The sequence below is a fragment of the Streptococcus pseudopneumoniae genome, from assembly GCF_038148935.1.
Taxonomy (GTDB): domain Bacteria; phylum Bacillota; class Bacilli; order Lactobacillales; family Streptococcaceae; genus Streptococcus; species Streptococcus pseudopneumoniae_U.
In genome coordinates this window covers 20,392-34,369 of sequence record NZ_JBBJZX010000005.1, presented here as the reverse complement: position 1 = coordinate 34,369, position 13,978 = coordinate 20,392, and the positions used below count along the sequence as shown (strand labels likewise).

Here is a 13,978-nt window from a genome sequence, read left to right as displayed (position 1 = left end):
AAGCTAGGTGGAACAGCATTCAGGTGCCTGTTCCATTTTTTATAGGAGAGGAAAGATTGAAAACAAAAATTGTATGTATAGGGCTAGCAAGTCTTTGCTTACTTGGCGCAAGAGTTTCAGGAATTGCGGCAGATGAAACAAGTGGAAGCACAGTTTCAGAAAAATCTAGTTTATCAACAGGAACTTCATCAACTAGTAGCAATGAACAGAGAAACAGTGTCTCTGCCCACTGGGATGGGGATTATTATGTAAAGGCTGATGGTTCTAAAGCTCAAAGTGAATGGATTTTTGACAACTACTATAAGGCTTGGTTTTATATTAATTCAGATGGTCGTTACGCGCAGAATGAATGGCATGGAAATTACTACCTGAAATCAGGTGGATATATGGCCCAAAACGAGTGGATCTATGACAGTAATTACAAGAGTTGGTTTTATCTTAAGTCAGATGGGGCTTATGCTCATCAAGAATGGCAATTGATTGGAAATAAGTGGTATTACTTCAAGGAGTGGGGTTACATGGCTAAAAGCCAATGGCAAGGAAGTTATTTCTTGAATGGTCAAGGTGCCATGATGCAAAATGAATGGCTTTATGATCCAGCTTATTCTGCTTATTTTTATCTAAAATCCGATGGAACTTATGCCAACCAAGAGTGGCAAAAAGTGGGCGGCAAATGGTACTATTTCAAGAAGTGGGGCTATATGGCTCGGAATGAGTGGCAAGGCAACTACTATTTGACTGGAAGTGGTGCCATGGCGACTGACGAAGTGATTATGGATGGTGCTCGCTATATCTTTGCGGCTTCTGGTGAGCTCAAAGAAAAGAAAGATTTGAATGTCGGCTGGGTTCACAGAGATGGTAAACGCTATTTCTTTAATAATAGAGAAGAACAAGTAGGAACCGAACATGCTAAGAAAGTTATTGATATTAGTGAACACAATGGTCGTATCAATGATTGGAAAAAGGTTATTGATGAAAATGAAGTAGATGGTGTCATTGTTCGTCTAGGTTATAGCGGTAAAGAAGACAAGGAGTTGGCGCATAACATTAAGGAGTTAAACCGTCTGGGAATTCCTTATGGCGTCTATCTCTATACTTATGCTGAAAATGAGACCGATGCTGAGAATGACGCTGAACAGACCATTGAACTTCTGAAGAAATACAATATGAACTTGTCTTACCCTATCTACTATGATGTTGAGAACTGGGAGTATGTGAATAAAAGTAAGCGTGCTCCGAGTGATACAGGTACTTGGGTTAAGATTATTAACAAGTACATGGAGACGATGAAGCAGGCGGGTTATCAAAATGTGTATGTCTATAGCTATCGTAGTTTATTACAGACGCGTTTAAAACACCCAGATATTTTAAAACATGTAAACTGGGTAGCAGCCTATACCAATGCTTTAGAATGGGAAAACCCTCATTATTCAGGAGAAAAAGGTTGGCAATATACCTCTTCTGAATACATGAAAGGAATCCAAGGGCGCGTAGATGTCAGCGTTTGGTATTAAGCGATGATTTGAAAGAGGGATGTGATAGTAGCACCCTCTTTTTCTTTGTTTTATGGCAGTTCATCCTCGAGTAAATTCAAGATCTCGCTAGGAAATAAATCTTATATGGTAGATTGAATATAGACCAGGACATTGCGGTTGCTAAAACATTTTTAGAAATTCATTTGTCTTTCCTAATCGACTTGGCTCCCTCTTATTTCAATCTATTATAGTCTTGGGGAATTTCTTCAAACCACATCAGCTTGGTCAGTTCTACCTGCGACCTCAAAACTTGTGCTTTGGTTAAGCTGGGTTTAGTTTCCTAGTTTGCTGATGGATTTCCATTGACTATAAGCATCCAGACCTCTTTTTCGTCTTCTAAATAATTCTTAAATTATCAGTCTATTGCAACTTTTCTCATGTGAGTCTTTTGGCTTGCTATTGGCTTTTCTTAGTAGTATACTAAGGTAGTAATCATTAAGAAGTGGTTACCAAAAATAATGAATGAGGTAAAAACAATGGTAGAATTGAAAAAAGAAGCAGTAAAAGACGTAACATCATTAACAAAAGCAGCACCAGTAGCATTGGCAAAAACAAAGGAAGTCTTGAACCAAGCTGTTGCTGATTTGTACGTAGCCCACGTTGCTTTGCACCAAGTACACTGGTACATGCGTGGTCGTGGCTTCCTTGTATGGCATCCAAAAATGGATGAGTACATGGATGCTCTTGATGGTCAATTGGATGAAATCAGCGAACGCTTGATTACACTTGGAGGAAGCCCATTCTCTACGTTGACAGAATTCCTTCAAAACAGTGAAATCGAAGAAGAAGCTGGTGAATACCGCAATGTTGAAGAAAGCTTGGAACGTGTCCTTACTATCTACCGTTACTTGTCAGAACTTTTCCAAAAAGGTTTGGATGTTACTGATGAAGAGGGGGACGATGTGACAAATGGTATCTTTGCAGATGCTAAAACTGAAACTGATAAAACAATCTGGATGCTTGCAGCAGAACTTGGACAAGCACCTGGTTTGTAAGAAATAAGGCAACATAGATAAATCTGTAGGAAATTTCTTACAGATTTTTTCTATTCTGTAAGCTATTCCAAACCAGTCTTTTTTTGAGTTTTTTGATAGAATAGTACTATCAGTAAAAAGGATGGAAGTATGACTAAGAAAATCGTAGCTATTTGGGCCCAGGATGAAGATGGTGTGATTGGTAAGGACAATCGTCTGCCTTGGCATTTACCAGCAGAATTGCAACACTTTAAAGCAACAACTCTTAATCATGCTATCTTGATGGGACGTGTGACCTTTGATGGAATGGGACGTCGTCTGCTTCCAAAACGGCAAACCCTGATTTTAACGCGAAATAGCGAAGAAATCATAGATGGGGCGCTCGTATTTCAAGATGTGGAGTCTGTTTTAGCGTGGTATCAGAGTCAGGAAAAAAATCTCTATATCCTTGGCGGAAAGCAGATTTTTCAGGCTTTTGAGCCTTATTTAGATGAAATCATCGTGACGCAGATTCATGCTCGGGTGGAGGGAGATACCTATTTCCCTGAGGAGTTTGACTTGTCTCTTTTTGAGACGGTTTCAAGCAAATCTTATACCAAAGATGAGAAAAATCTTTATGATTTTACCATCCAATACCGTAAGAGAAAGGAAGTCTAATGGAACGTAGTATATTTGGTTTTTTCACAGCCATGCTGTGTTTGGTCTGCTTGCTTGCAGGAGCACAGGCTTTTCGTAAAAAGCGTTATGGACTTTCTGTCCTGCTCTTGTTAAATGCCTTTACCAATTTGGTCAATAGTATCCATGCTTTTTACCTGACCTTATTTTAGATAGAATGACAGTATAGAATAGAACGGAAGGAAATCATGCCTACAAATAGGAATAATGATATGATGGTTTATTGCTCATTTTGTGGCAAAAGCCAAGAAGAAGTACAAAAAATAATCGCTGGGAATAACGCCTTTATCTGTAATGAATGTGTGGAGTTAGCCCAGGAGATCATTCGTGAGGAGTTGGCTGAGGAAGTCTTGGCAGACTTGTCTGAGGTACCAAAACCAATTGAACTCCTCCACATATTGAATCACTATGTAATCGGTCAAGATCGTGCCAAACGTGCCTTGGCAGTAGCAGTATACAACCACTACAAACGCATCAATTTCCACGATACGCGTGAAGAGTCAGAGGATGTGGACTTGCAGAAGTCAAACATCTTGATGATTGGACCAACTGGTTCAGGGAAAACTTTCCTTGCTCAGACCTTGGCTAAGAGCTTGAATGTGCCTTTTGCTATTGCAGATGCGACAGCTCTTACTGAGGCTGGTTATGTGGGTGAGGACGTGGAGAATATCCTCCTCAAACTCTTGCAGGCTGCTGACTTTAACATCGAACGTGCCGAGCGTGGGATTATCTACGTGGATGAAATTGACAAGATTGCTAAGAAGGGCGAGAATGTGTCTATCACACGTGATGTATCTGGTGAAGGGGTGCAACAGGCTCTTCTCAAGATTATCGAGGGAACTGTAGCTAGCGTGCCACCTCAAGGTGGACGTAAACACCCACAACAAGAAATGATTCAAGTGGACACTAAAAATATCCTCTTCATCGTGGGTGGTGCCTTTGATGGCATTGAAGAAATCGTCAAACAACGTCTTGGAGAAAAAGTCATCGGATTTGGTCAAAATAACAAGGCGATTGACGAAAATAGCTCATACATGCAAGAAATCATTGCAGAAGATATTCAAAAATTCGGTATTATTCCTGAGTTGATTGGGCGCTTGCCTGTCTTTGCTGCTCTTGAGCAATTGACGGTTGATGACTTGGTTCGTATCTTGAAAGAGCCAAGAAATGCCTTGGTCAAACAGTACCAAACCTTGCTTTCTTATGATGATGTCGAGTTGGAATTTGACGACGAAGCCCTACAAGAGATTGCTAATAAAGCCATCGAACGGAAGACAGGGGCGCGTGGTCTTCGCTCCATCATCGAAGAAACCATGCTAGATGTCATGTTTGAAGTACCGAGTCAGGAAAATGTGAAATTGGTTCGTATCACAAAAGAAGCTGTCGATGGAACGGATAAACCAATCCTAGAAACAGCCTAGAGGTGACTATGGAACTGAATACACACAATGCTGAAATTTTGCTCAGTGCGGCCAATAAGTCCCACTATCCGCAGGATGAACTGCCAGAAATCGCTCTTGCAGGGCGTTCAAATGTTGGCAAGTCTAGCTTTATCAACACCATGCTGAACCGCAAGAATCTAGCTCGTACATCAGGTAAACCTGGTAAAACCCAGCTTCTCAACTTCTTTAATATCGATGATAAGATGCGCTTTGTGGATGTGCCTGGTTATGGCTATGCCCGCGTTTCCAAAAAGGAACGTGAAAAGTGGGGGCGCATGATTGAGGAATACCTAACGACTCGGGAAAATCTCCGTGCAGTGGTTAGTCTAGTTGACCTCCGTCATGACCCATCAGCAGATGATGTGCAGATGTACGAATTTCTCAAGTATTATGAGATTCCGGTTATCATTGTGGCGACCAAGGCGGACAAGATTCCTCGTGGTAAATGGAACAAGCACGAATCAGCAATCAAAAAGAAATTAAACTTTGACCCAAGTGACGACTTCATCCTCTTTTCATCTGTCAGCAAGGCAGGGATGGACCAAGCTTGGGATGCAATCTTAGAAAAATTGTGAGGAAAAGAAATGGCAAAAACAATTCATACAGACAAAGCTCCAAAGGCTATCGGACCCTATGTTCAAGGAAAAATCGTTGGCAACCTTTTGTTTGCTAGTGGTCAAGTTCCTCTCTCTCCTGAAACTGGGGAAATCGTTGGAGAAACGATTCAAGAACAGACAGAACAAGTCTTAAAAAACATCGGTGCTATTTTGGCAGAAGCAGGAACAGACTTTGACCATGTTGTCAAAACAACTTGCTTCTTGAGCGATATGAACGACTTTGTTCCTTTTAACGAGGTTTACCAAACGGCCTTTAAAGAGGAATTTCCAGCTCGTTCAGCAGTAGAGGTAGCTCGTCTTCCTCGTGATGTAAAAGTCGAAATCGAAGTCATCGCAGAGATTGGATAAGCTAGTTGAAGTTTGGTGTTGCCAAACTTCTTTTGATATAAGGAGAAAAAGATGACAAAGAAACAACTTCACTTGGTGATTGTGACAGGAATGAGTGGTGCAGGCAAAACTGTAGCCATTCAGTCCTTCGAAGATTTGGGTTATTTTACCATTGATAATATGCCGCCAGCCCTCTTGCCTAAGTTTTTGCAGCTGGTTGAAACTAAGGAAGATGATCCTAAGTTGGCCTTGGTAGTGGATATGCGTAGCCGTTCTTTCTTCTCGGAGATTCAAACTGTTTTGGATGAGTTGGAAAACAAGGAAGAACTGGACTTTAAAATTCTCTTTTTGGATGCAGCTGATAAGGAATTGGTCGCGCGTTACAAGGAAACCAGACGGAGTCACCCTCTAGCTGCAGATGGACGGATTTTGGATGGAATCAAGCTGGAACGTGAGCTCTTGGCACCTTTGAAAAATATGAGCCAAAATGTGGTGGATACGACTGAACTCACTCCACGTGAGCTGCGTAAAACCCTTGCAGAGCAGTTTTCAGATCAGGAACAAGCCCAGTCTTTCCGTATCGAAGTCATGTCTTTTGGCTTTAAATATGGAATCCCGATTGATGCAGACTTGGTCTTTGATGTGCGCTTTTTGCCAAATCCCTATTACCTTCCAGAACTGAGAAACCAAACGGGTGTAGATGAACCAGTGTATCACTATGTCATGAACCATCCAGAGTCCGAAGACTTTTATCAACATTTGTTGGCCTTGATTGAACCGATTTTGCCAAGTTACCAAAAGGAAGGGAAGTCCGTTTTGACCATTGCCATGGGTTGTACGGGTGGACAACACCGTAGTGTGGCCTTTGCCAAACGCTTGGCGCAGGACTTATCCAAGAATTGGCCTGTCAATGAAGGGCATCGCGATAAAGACCGAAGAAAGGAAACGGTAAACCGTTCATGAGAAAACCAAAGATAACGGTGATTGGTGGAGGAACTGGGATCCCCGTCATTCTTAAAAGTCTGCGGGAAAAAGATGTGGAAATCGCGGCTATCGTAACGGTGGCAGATGATGGTGGTTCTTCAGGTGAACTCCGGAAAAATATGCAACAATTGACACCGCCAGGTGATCTTCGTAATGTCCTTGTGGCCATGTCGGATATGCCTAAGTTTTATGAAAAGGTCTTTCAGTACCGCTTTTCTGAGGATGCGGGAGCCTTTGCTGGCCATCCATTGGGAAATCTCATTATCGCTGGCCTGTCAGAAATGCAGGGTTCGACCTATAATGCCATGCAGTTATTGAGCAAATTTTTCCATACGACTGGGAAGATTTATCCTTCCAGTGACCATCCCTTGACCTTGCATGCAGTCTTTCAGGATGGGACAGAGGTGGCTGGAGAGAGCCATATTGCAGACCATCCAGGTATGATTGACCACGTCTATGTGACCAATACACTCAACGATGATACGCCTCTGGCTAGCCGTCGAGTAGTGCAGACCATTCTTGAAAGTGACATGATTGTCCTCGGACCTGGTTCTCTATTTACCTCTATTTTACCTAATATCGTGATTAAAGAAATTGGGCAGGCGCTTTTGGAAACCAAGGCAGAAATCGCCTATGTCTGCAATATCATGACCCAACGTGGGGAGACGGAGCACTTTACAGATAGTGACCACGTGGAAGTCTTGCATCGTCACCTTGGCCGACCTTTTATCGATACTGTCTTGGTGAATATCGAAAAAGTGCCTCAGGAATATATGAATTCCAACCGTTTTGATGAATACTTGGTCCAGGTGGAACATGATTTTGCTGGTCTTTGTAAGCAAGTTCCGCGCGTGATTTCATCCAACTTCCTCCGTCTGGAAAATGGTGGTGCCTTCCACGATGGGGATTTGCTCGTGGATGAGTTGATGCGGATTATACAGGTGAGAAAATGAGTTTCACAGTAGCAGTAAAAGAAGAAATTCTAGGTCAACACCATCTGAGCCGGCATGAATTATCTGCCATTATCAAGATGTCTGGTAGCATCGGTCTCTCGACTTCGGGCCTGACCTTGTCTGTCGTGACAGAAAATGCTAAACTGGCTCGTCATCTCTATGAGTCCTTTCTCCATTTCTATGAAATCAAATCGGAAATTCGTCACCACCAACGGAGCAATCTTCGCAAGAATCGCGTCTATACCGTTTTTACAGATGAAAAGGTGCAGGATTTATTGAGTGACTTACACTTAGCCGACTCCTTTTTTGGTCTGGAAACAGGTATTGATGAGGAGATTTTATCAGATGAGGAAGCAGGTCGTGCTTATCTTTGTGGCGCTTTCTTGGCAAATGGCAGCATTCGTGACCCTGAGTCAGGCAAGTATCAGTTGGAAATCAGTTCTGTTTATCTGGACCACGCGCAAGGGATTGCCTCCCTTCTCCAGCAATTTTTACTGGATGCCAAGGTGCTTGAGCGCAAGAAGGGGGCTGTGACCTATCTCCAGCGAGCAGAAGATATTATGGACTTCTTGATAGTCATCGGAGCCATGCAGGCGCGTGATGATTTTGAGCGGGTTAAGATTTTGCGAGAAACCCGTAATGACCTCAATCGGGCCAATAATGCCGAGACAGCTAATATCGCACGGACAGTTTCTGCCAGCATGAAGACTATCAACAATATCAGCAAAATCAAAGATATTATGGGCTTAGAAAATCTGCCAGTGGATTTGCAGGAAGTAGCGCAGTTGCGGATTCAACACCCAGACTACTCTATCCAGCAGTTAGCAGATAGCCTCAGCACCCCTCTGACCAAAAGTGGTGTCAACCACAGACTCAGAAAAATCAATAAGATTGCGGATGAACTATAAAACCACGAATCCTATGTGACTCGTGGTTCTTTTTTATAAACTAGTAGAGTGTTTTGGTTGTACTTTTTGCTCAGGGTCGATGTAGTTGATAGCATTATTGACAGCAGTTGGAGCTTCTCCGAGACCTGTCGCAATCAAGTCAATTTTTCCGTCATAGTAGCAGCAGTCACCGATAGCATAGATACCTGCTTGGCTAGATTCTTGTTTGCTGTTGACGATAATCCTGTGGCGGTTGAGGTCGAGGCCCCAGTTTTTAAGGTTACCGACAGAAGATTTGAAACCATAGTTGACAAAGAGGTGGTCTAGGTCAATCATTTCTGTTTCATCAGATTTAACTTTTGTGATTTCAAGTTTATCAAGCGTTTTTCCATCTCCAAGGAGTTGGCTAGGGACGAATGGTGTCTTGATAGCTACAGATGATTCCTGTAAGGCTTGGACACTGTGTTCCAAGGCGCGGAAATTATCTCTGCGGTGAACAAGGGTGGTTTGTGCAATCTTTTCAAAAGCCAAAGCCCAATCCACAGCTGAGTCTCCCCCACCAAGAATCGTCACTTTCTTACCAGCGTATTGCTGGATATTGGAAACGTGGTAGTGGATATTTTCATATCCCTCAACCCCTTCTAGTTCCAGCGGACGTGGTTTGAAGGCACCGCCACCCATAGCAATGATAACTGTTTTAGACAGGTGACTTCCTTTAGAAGTTGTGATGACAAATCCTTCTTCTTGTTTTTCAATCTCAAGAACCGTTTCATTGAGATGAATAGGGGTATCAAATCCATTTAGCTGTTCAATCAAGCGGTTAGTCAACTCTTCTCCAGTCAGGTTTGGGAAGCCTGGTACGTCTAGGATTTCCTTTTCAGGGTAGAGAATAGCAGGTTGTCCACCTAGCTGGGGAAGAGAGTCGATGATTTGGACCTTGGCTTGGCGTAGGTGGGCATAAAAGGTTGCAAAAAGCCCGACAGGACCACCACCTACAATGGTAATATCATAGAGTTGAGACATGGTTTCTCCTTTGTTTTTTCTAGTCAGTTTATTGTATCATATTTTTGCTCAATGTAAAATGGACTAGGATAGGGAAAAAAATGCCAGAAAATGGTATAATAGGACGAAAGTGTTTTGATAGGGAGGATATCAGGGATGAATTTTCAACAATTATCCAATCTGCAATATTGGACCAGTTTGTTTGCAAGTCCATGGACGATAGCTATCAATCTGATTGATATTTTGATTGTTGCTTATATTTTATACCATTTTACAAAAGCTATTGCAGGAACCAAGATTATGATTTTGGTACGTGGAGTTTTGGTGTTTATTTTAGCTCAAATCCTTGCAAATATGATTGGCTTGACTACGATTTCTTGGTTGATCAATCAAATTATTACTTATGGGGTTATTGCGGCGGTTGTTATCTTCTCTCCAGAGATTCGGACTGGTTTGGAACGTTTGGGAAGAGCGACAGATTTCTTTTCCAATGCCCCTATTAGTGCTGAGGAACAGATGATTCGTGCCTTTGTTAAGTCTGTTGAATACATGAGTCCTCGTAAAATCGGTGCCTTGGTTGCTATTCAGCGTGTACGTACCTTGCAGGAGTATATTTCGACAGGAATTCCCTTAGATGCTAAGATTTCTGCAGAACTTCTCATTAACATTTTTATTCCCAACACTCCCCTACATGATGGTGCAGTGATTATCCGAGAAGAACGTATCGCTGTGACGTCTGCCTATCTGCCCTTGACAGAAAGTACAGGAATTTCCAAGGAATTTGGAACCAGACACCGGGCGGCTATTGGTTTATCAGAAGTCTCAGATGCCTTGACTTTTGTCGTATCAGAGGAAACGGGAGGAATTTCGATAACCTATAATGGAAGCTTTAAGCACAACCTAACACTTGATGAATTTGAAACAGAATTACGTGAAATCTTACTTCCAAAAGAGGAAGTAGGTCTTAGTTTTAAAGAACGATTGCTAGGAGGATGGAAACATGAGAAAAAATAGTTTATATATCATATCCTCACTCTTTTTTGCTTGTGTCTTATTTGTCTATGCTACGGCGACGAATTTTCAAAACAGTACCAGTGCTAGGCAGGTAAAAACGGAAACCTATACGAATACAGTAACAAATGTCCCTATTGACATACGCTATAATAGTGATGAGTATTTTATTAGCGGTTTTGCTTCAGAAGTATCAGTGGTCTTGACTGGTGCAAATCGCCTATCGCTAGCTAGTGAAATGCAGGAAAGCACACGTAAATTCAAGGTTACTGCTGACCTAACAGATGCCAGTGTTGGAACGATTGAAGTTCCTTTGAGCATTGAAGATTTACCCAATGGGCTGACCGCTGTGGCGACTCCGCAAAAAATTACAGTCAAGATTGGTAAGAAGGCTCAGAAGAATAAGGTAAAGGTTGTACCAGAGATTGACCCTAGTCAAATTGATAGTCGGGTACAGATTGAAAATGTCACGCTGTCAGATGAAGAAGTGTCGATTACGAGTGACCAAGAGACATTGGATAGAATTGATAAGATTATCGCTGTCTTGCCAACCAGCGAACGCATAACAGGTAATTACAGTGGTTCAGTACCTTTGCAGGCAATCGACCGCAATGGTGTTGTCTTACCGGCAGTTATCACTCCGTTTGATACAATAATGAAGGTGACTACAAAACCAGTAGCACCAAGTTCAAGTACATCAAATTCAACTACAAGCAGTTCATCGGAGACATCTTCGTCAACGAAAGCAACTAGTTCAAAAACGAATTAAAAATAGAAAAAGGATTTTATAAAAATGGGTAAATATTTTGGGACTGATGGAGTCCGTGGAGAAGCTAATGTAGAACTTACTCCGGAATTAGCCTTTAAACTAGGACGTTTTGGAGGCTATGTTCTCAGTCAACATGAAACGGAAGCACCGAAAGTCTTTGTAGGACGTGACACACGTATTTCAGGGGAAATGCTAGAATCTGCCCTGGTAGCAGGTCTCCTTTCAGTTGGTATTCACGTCTACAAACTAGGTGTTCTTGCAACACCAGCAGTAGCTTACTTGGTCAAAACAGAGGGAGCAAGCGCAGGTGTCATGATTTCTGCTAGCCACAACCCAGCCCTTGATAATGGGATTAAGTTCTTTGGTGGTGATGGCTTCAAACTAGATGATGAAAAAGAAGCAGAAATTGAAGCCTTGCTAGATGCTGCGGAAGATATTCTTCCTCGTCCAAGTGCAGAAGGCTTGGGAACCTTGGTAGATTATCCAGAAGGCTTGCGTAAGTATGAAGGCTACCTTGTTTCAACTGGAACTCCTCTTGATGGAATGAAGGTTACCTTGGATACAGCTAATGGTGCAGCGTCTACAAGTGCCCGTCAAATCTTTGCAGACCTTGGTGCTCAGTTGACTGTTATAGGGGAAACACCAGATGGTCTTAACATCAACCTTAATGTTGGTTCAACCCACCCAGAAACCCTTCAAGAAGTGGTCAAAGAAAGTGGCTCAGCTATTGGTTTGGCCTTTGATGGAGACAGTGACCGTTTGATTGCTGTCGATGAGAATGGGGACATCGTCGATGGTGATAAGATTATGTACATTATCGGGAAATACCTTTCTGAAAAAGGACAATTGGCCCAAAATACAATTGTGACAACTGTGATGTCCAACCTTGGCTTCCACAAGGCCTTGGACCGTGAAGGTATTAACAAGGTAGTCACTGCAGTTGGCGACCGCTACGTTGTTGAAGAAATGAGAAAATCAGGCTACAACCTCGGTGGTGAACAGTCTGGCCACGTGATCTTGATGGATTACAATACAACAGGTGATGGTCAATTATCCGCTGTCCAATTGACCAAAATCATGAAGGAAACTGGTAAGAGCTTGTCAGAGTTGGGAGCAGAAGTAACCATCTATCCACAAAAATTAGTCAATATCCGAGTGGAAAATGCCATGAAGGAAAAGGCAATGGAAGTGCCAGCTATCAAGGTCATCATCGAGAAGATGGAAGCTGAAATGGCAGGGAATGGTCGTATCCTAGTACGCCCAAGTGGAACAGAGCCTCTCTTGCGTGTTATGGCAGAAGCGCCTACAACAGAAGAAGTAGACTACTATGTTGATACCATCGCAGACGTAGTTCGAGCTGAAATTGGGATTGACTAAATCCTAGAAAACTAGATGAAAATAAAAAATTATGGTACAATAGCTTATAATATTGTAGCCGAGGGAGAAAGACATGAATCTTAAACGTGAACAAGAATTTGTTAGTCAGTATCATTTTGATGCGCGTAATTTTGAATGGGAAAATGAAAATGGAGCTCCTGAAACTAAGGTGGATGTAAACTTCCAATTGCTCCAACATGACCAAGACAATCAAGTGACTTCCTTGATTGTCATCTTGACCTTTATGATTGTATTTGATAAGTTTGTCATCAGTGGAACCATTTCACAGGTAAATCATATCGATGGCCGTATTGTCAATGAACCAAGTGAATTGAGCCAAGAAGAAGTGGAAACTTTGGCTCGTCCATGTTTGAATATGCTCAACCGTTTGACTTACGAAGTAACTGAAATTGCATTAGACTTACCAGGAATCAATTTGGAGTTCTAATATGAAACTAGCTGTTATCACAGATTCTTCTGCCTATCTCAGTGCAGAGACCTTGCAAAGAGAAGATTTATTTGTCTTGGATATTCCTGTCAATATTGATGGTGAGGAGTATGTCGAAGGCATCAATCTGTCTGCTGAGGAATTTTACCAAAAAATGGCTCAGGCTTCTGAATTGCCTAAGACTAGTCAACCAAGTATTGCCAAGTTAGATGAAATCTTAACTTCGCTCAAAGAACAAGGTTATACACATGCCTTGGGGCTTTTCCTATCTTCTGGAATTTCAGGTTTTTACCAAAATATCCAGTATATGATAGATGACTATGAGGGCTTAACCATTGCTTTTCCAGACACTTTGATTACAAGTGCTCCTCTGGGTATCATGGTTGAAAGCGTCTTTAATTGGCGTGACCAGGGGGATGATTTTGCCAGCATTCAGGATAAGCTAGCCATTCAAATCAGCCGTACGTCAGCCTTTATCATGGTAGATGATTTGGATCATTTGGTAAAAGGTGGACGTCTTTCAAATGGGGCTGCGATTTTGGGTAATCTGCTAAGCATTAAGCCAATCCTTTATTTTAACGATCAAGGTGTGATTGAAGTTTACGAAAAAGTTCGTACTGAAAAGAAAGCAACCAAGCGCTTAATTGAAATTATCAAGGAAACAACGGCTTCAGGTCAATACCGGGTTATTGTCATTCATGGGAATGCTCCCGAAAAGGCTGAAGAATTGCGTCAACACTTGCTTGAATCTGGAGTGGGTACGGATATTTCACTAGCTACATTTGGTAGTGTCATTGGAACCCACCTAGGAGCAGGAAGTATTGCTCTGGGTTATATTCCAGTGATTTAGTTGGCACTTTTAGACTAGTTAAGAAGTTAGCAATTGAACACGCCTGGAACCCTGTGTGAAAAAGATAGTTCTTCCAAGGAGTAGACACTTCTTGATCAAAACTCCTATTTTCACTTTGTGTTCCTAC

16 protein-coding genes are annotated in these 13,978 nt (G+C 42.1%); 15 read left to right on the top strand and 1 reads right to left on the bottom strand.

Annotated elements, in window-relative coordinates; translation table 11 throughout:
- The first annotated feature begins 23 nt into the window (after window positions 1-23).
- The 10 genes from lytC (at window position 24) to whiA (ending at window position 8,415) form a co-directional block, all read left to right on the top strand.
- The gene (gene lytC / locus WKI42_RS01275; RefSeq protein ID WP_368080978.1) at window positions 24-1,514 is read left to right on the top strand and encodes a choline binding-anchored murein hydrolase LytC; all 1,491 of its coding nucleotides are present in this window, start codon (window positions 24-26) and stop codon (window positions 1,512-1,514) included.
- Window positions 1,515-2,011: 497 nt separating this feature from the next.
- Window positions 2,012-2,530: a Dps family protein gene (locus WKI42_RS01270; RefSeq protein WP_368080977.1), complete on the top strand. Its 519-nt coding sequence runs from the start codon at window positions 2,012-2,014 to the stop codon at window positions 2,528-2,530.
- Window positions 2,531-2,659: 129 nt separating this feature from the next.
- Window positions 2,660-3,166: a dihydrofolate reductase gene (locus WKI42_RS01265; protein WP_368080976.1), complete on the top strand. Its 507-nt coding sequence runs from the start codon at window positions 2,660-2,662 to the stop codon at window positions 3,164-3,166.
- Window positions 3,166-3,336: a hypothetical protein gene (locus WKI42_RS01260; RefSeq protein WP_368080975.1), complete on the top strand. Its 171-nt coding sequence runs from the start codon at window positions 3,166-3,168 to the stop codon at window positions 3,334-3,336. The genes WKI42_RS01265 and WKI42_RS01260 overlap by 1 nt, the downstream gene beginning before the upstream one ends.
- A gap of 36 nt (window positions 3,337-3,372) precedes the next feature.
- Complete coding sequence (gene clpX / locus WKI42_RS01255) at window positions 3,373-4,605, top strand: ATP-dependent Clp protease ATP-binding subunit ClpX (RefSeq protein ID WP_368080974.1); 1,233 nt, start codon at window positions 3,373-3,375, stop codon at window positions 4,603-4,605.
- 8 nt (window positions 4,606-4,613) lie between these two features.
- Window positions 4,614-5,201, top strand: a complete 588-nt coding sequence (gene yihA, locus WKI42_RS01250; RefSeq protein ID WP_020900580.1) for a ribosome biogenesis GTP-binding protein YihA/YsxC — start codon at window positions 4,614-4,616, stop codon at window positions 5,199-5,201.
- A gap of 9 nt (window positions 5,202-5,210) precedes the next feature.
- Window positions 5,211-5,591, top strand: a complete 381-nt coding sequence (locus WKI42_RS01245) for a RidA family protein (RefSeq protein ID WP_001140420.1) — start codon at window positions 5,211-5,213, stop codon at window positions 5,589-5,591.
- A 51-nt stretch (window positions 5,592-5,642) separates the two neighbouring features.
- Window positions 5,643-6,533: an RNase adapter RapZ gene (rapZ, locus tag WKI42_RS01240; RefSeq protein ID WP_050210454.1), complete on the top strand. Its 891-nt coding sequence runs from the start codon at window positions 5,643-5,645 to the stop codon at window positions 6,531-6,533.
- Entirely contained in the window at window positions 6,530-7,507 is a 978-nt protein-coding gene (locus WKI42_RS01235; protein WP_042901353.1) for a YvcK family protein, read from the top strand. The genes rapZ and WKI42_RS01235 overlap by 4 nt, the downstream gene beginning before the upstream one ends.
- Window positions 7,504-8,415, top strand: a complete 912-nt coding sequence (gene whiA, locus WKI42_RS01230; protein WP_004262315.1) for a DNA-binding protein WhiA — start codon at window positions 7,504-7,506, stop codon at window positions 8,413-8,415. The genes WKI42_RS01235 and whiA overlap by 4 nt, the downstream gene beginning before the upstream one ends.
- 33 nt (window positions 8,416-8,448) lie before the next feature.
- Here whiA and WKI42_RS01225 read toward each other — a convergent pair whose 3' ends face one another.
- A complete protein-coding gene (locus tag WKI42_RS01225; RefSeq protein WP_368080973.1) occupies window positions 8,449-9,417 on the bottom strand; it encodes an NAD(P)/FAD-dependent oxidoreductase in 969 nt (322 codons plus the stop codon).
- 135 nt (window positions 9,418-9,552) lie between these two features.
- On the opposite strand from WKI42_RS01225, the gene cdaA reads away from it, so the two are divergent.
- The 5 genes from cdaA to WKI42_RS01200 all read left to right on the top strand — a co-directional run bounded on the left by cdaA (window position 9,553) and on the right by WKI42_RS01200 (window position 13,851).
- Complete coding sequence (gene cdaA / locus WKI42_RS01220) at window positions 9,553-10,410, top strand: diadenylate cyclase CdaA (protein WP_050268038.1); 858 nt, start codon at window positions 9,553-9,555, stop codon at window positions 10,408-10,410.
- Window positions 10,397-11,176 carry a CdaR family protein gene (locus WKI42_RS01215; protein WP_084358166.1) on the top strand — a complete coding sequence of 260 codons (780 nt, stop codon included), beginning with the start codon at window positions 10,397-10,399 and terminating at the stop codon, window positions 11,174-11,176. The genes cdaA and WKI42_RS01215 overlap by 14 nt, the downstream gene beginning before the upstream one ends.
- Before the next feature lie 24 nt (window positions 11,177-11,200).
- The gene (glmM, locus tag WKI42_RS01210; protein WP_368080972.1) at window positions 11,201-12,553 is read left to right on the top strand and encodes a phosphoglucosamine mutase; all 1,353 of its coding nucleotides are present in this window, start codon (window positions 11,201-11,203) and stop codon (window positions 12,551-12,553) included.
- Window positions 12,554-12,626: 73 nt separating this feature from the next.
- Complete coding sequence (locus tag WKI42_RS01205; protein ID WP_203176058.1) at window positions 12,627-13,001, top strand: DUF1149 family protein; 375 nt, start codon at window positions 12,627-12,629, stop codon at window positions 12,999-13,001.
- A gap of 1 nt (window position 13,002) precedes the next feature.
- Entirely contained in the window at window positions 13,003-13,851 is an 849-nt protein-coding gene (locus tag WKI42_RS01200; protein ID WP_368080971.1) for a DegV family protein, read from the top strand.
- Window positions 13,852-13,978: the final 127 nt, after the last annotated feature.

Excerpts from the sequence above, each read along its gene's own strand:
- WKI42_RS01260 (WP_368080975.1), top strand. The coding sequence starts at position 3,166 with ATGGAACGTAGTATATTTGGTTTTTTCACAGCCATGCTGTGTTTGGTC.
- glmM (WP_368080972.1), top strand. The coding sequence starts at position 11,201 with ATGGGTAAATATTTTGGGACTGATGGAGTCCGTGGAGAAGCTAATGTA.
- rapZ (WP_050210454.1), top strand. The coding sequence starts at position 5,643 with ATGACAAAGAAACAACTTCACTTGGTGATTGTGACAGGAATGAGTGGT.
- WKI42_RS01215 (WP_084358166.1), top strand. The coding sequence starts at position 10,397 with ATGAGAAAAAATAGTTTATATATCATATCCTCACTCTTTTTTGCTTGT.
- yihA (WP_020900580.1), top strand. The coding sequence starts at position 4,614 with ATGGAACTGAATACACACAATGCTGAAATTTTGCTCAGTGCGGCCAAT.
- WKI42_RS01235 (WP_042901353.1), top strand. The coding sequence starts at position 6,530 with ATGAGAAAACCAAAGATAACGGTGATTGGTGGAGGAACTGGGATCCCC.
- WKI42_RS01205 (WP_203176058.1), top strand. The coding sequence starts at position 12,627 with ATGAATCTTAAACGTGAACAAGAATTTGTTAGTCAGTATCATTTTGAT.
- whiA (WP_004262315.1), top strand. The coding sequence starts at position 7,504 with ATGAGTTTCACAGTAGCAGTAAAAGAAGAAATTCTAGGTCAACACCAT.
- WKI42_RS01265 (WP_368080976.1), top strand. The coding sequence starts at position 2,660 with ATGACTAAGAAAATCGTAGCTATTTGGGCCCAGGATGAAGATGGTGTG.
- clpX (WP_368080974.1), top strand. The coding sequence starts at position 3,373 with ATGCCTACAAATAGGAATAATGATATGATGGTTTATTGCTCATTTTGT.
- WKI42_RS01245 (WP_001140420.1), top strand. The coding sequence starts at position 5,211 with ATGGCAAAAACAATTCATACAGACAAAGCTCCAAAGGCTATCGGACCC.
- cdaA (WP_050268038.1), top strand. The coding sequence starts at position 9,553 with ATGAATTTTCAACAATTATCCAATCTGCAATATTGGACCAGTTTGTTT.
- WKI42_RS01225 (WP_368080973.1), bottom strand. The coding sequence starts at position 9,417 with ATGTCTCAACTCTATGATATTACCATTGTAGGTGGTGGTCCTGTCGGG.
- WKI42_RS01270 (WP_368080977.1), top strand. The coding sequence starts at position 2,012 with ATGGTAGAATTGAAAAAAGAAGCAGTAAAAGACGTAACATCATTAACA.
- WKI42_RS01200 (WP_368080971.1), top strand. The coding sequence starts at position 13,003 with ATGAAACTAGCTGTTATCACAGATTCTTCTGCCTATCTCAGTGCAGAG.